A 1,663-nucleotide genomic window follows, 5' to 3' on the forward strand; every position below is an offset into this window, starting at 1 on the left:
CCGCTGCCGCTCCCGCTCCCCGCCGGTCCTCGGGGATCAACGTCCCCCGCCCGCAACATGGTTGACACCCGACACCCCGGACCCGGAAGGGTGATTCCGTATCGCCCCGCGCACTCGAACGATCGGGTCCGGACGATTGCCGTCCGTTCTCCGCATGGAAGTTGACGGTCACGGCGCTGGAATCCCGGATGCAACCGGCATTCCGGACGGCCTTCATCAAGCCGATCTCGTGACGCCCGGAACCACAGGAGGCGGATGTGCCTCCGGCCCCTGAACACACGTCCGGTGGCGTTGTATACGGAAGTTGACACAGGTCACCTCGGGAATGCCCCCGGACGGGCCGCCACGGGCCGGCGGAACGGGGTGCCGGACGCTGCGGCGGGTTTCGGCCAACGCCCCTCCGGACCCGCCGGGTGAGTCCCCGGTGCGCCCCGCGCGGGCTTCGGGCATGACGCACTATATGGCTGAGCGGTCGAAAGGCAGCGATGTCTCTCGGAGCCGTGGCACTCCCGTGCCCGGAGCCCGCGTCGTCGTCGCGCGCCCCGGGCTCCGGGTGCGTGGCTGGGAACCGGACAATCGGCGTCCGTTCCCTGGCAGGGGAGGAGCGTTCGCGGCCGGGGTGGGGATCCGGCCGCCGGGGGCCGCTCGCGATCATTCGCAGTGTGACGGCGTTCGTCAGGGGCGCCGTGCACGTATCAGGCACGGAGGCCCGCGCACCCCACGCGCGGCTCCGTCCGGGGGGAGACGTAATGGGGCGTACGACGCGCGCGGTCGCGGCCTGGGCCGCCGCCGCGATGCTGACGATGGCGCTGCCCGTGGGCAGCGCGAGCGCGGCGGACCTTCCGCCACGCATCGACCTGCGCTTACTGGTGGTCGACGACGGCGGCCCCGCCGTCGAGGCCATCCGTGCCGAGCTGGACGCGGCCGGCACCCCGTACACCAGGCTCGACCTCGGCGACGCAGCCCGCCCGCGCGTCGACGAGGCGTTCCTCAGCGACACCGTGGACGGCAGACCGAGAGCCAAGTTCCAGGGCGTGGTCCTGCCCAACGACAACCCCTTCGGCGCCGATTCCGCCGAGATGACGGCCCTCGCCGGCTACGAGAAACGATTCGGCATCCGGCAGGCCGACGCCTACACCTACGCCCGCCCGGCCGTCGGGCTGAACACCCCCGACGCGGGCGGTTACGCCGGTCCCCTCGACGGGCAGACCGCCCAGGTGACCACGGCGGGCGCCGCCGGACCCTTCGGCTACCTCAAGAAGAACGTTCCCTTCGAGGACAACGACCCCGCCGTCAAGGAGAGTTACGGCTATATCGCCGTACCGCTCGCGACGCAGGAGAAGGGCGCCACCTACACCAGCCTCGTCGACGCGCCCGTCCCCGGCGGCTCCGGACGCGGCTCGCTGATCGGCCAGTACGACCACGACGGCCGCAGCGAACTCGTCGTCACCTTCGTCGCCAACCGCTACCAGACACAGTTCCGCCTGGTCTCCCGCGGCATCGTGGAGTGGCTGACCCGGGGCGTCCACCTGGGCGCCGCCCGCAACTACTTCGGCGTCCACGTCGACGACGTCTTCGCCGCCGACGACCGCTGGGACACCAAGCTCAAGTGCACCCCCGGCGACGTCGACTGCCCCGGCAACCCCGACCCCAGCGCCCTGTC

Annotated in this window: 1 pseudogene; it reads left to right on the forward strand. The window is 71.7% G+C overall.

Annotated features, from left to right (window positions below):
• Positions 1-749 precede the first annotated feature (749 nt).
• A pseudogene (locus K6I33_RS34850) lies at positions 750-1,663 on the forward strand (hypothetical protein); the annotation flags it as partial.

This window comes from Streptomyces sp. UNOB3_S3 (genome assembly GCF_020740895.1).
Taxonomy (GTDB): Bacteria; Actinomycetota; Actinomycetes; order Streptomycetales; family Streptomycetaceae; genus Streptomyces.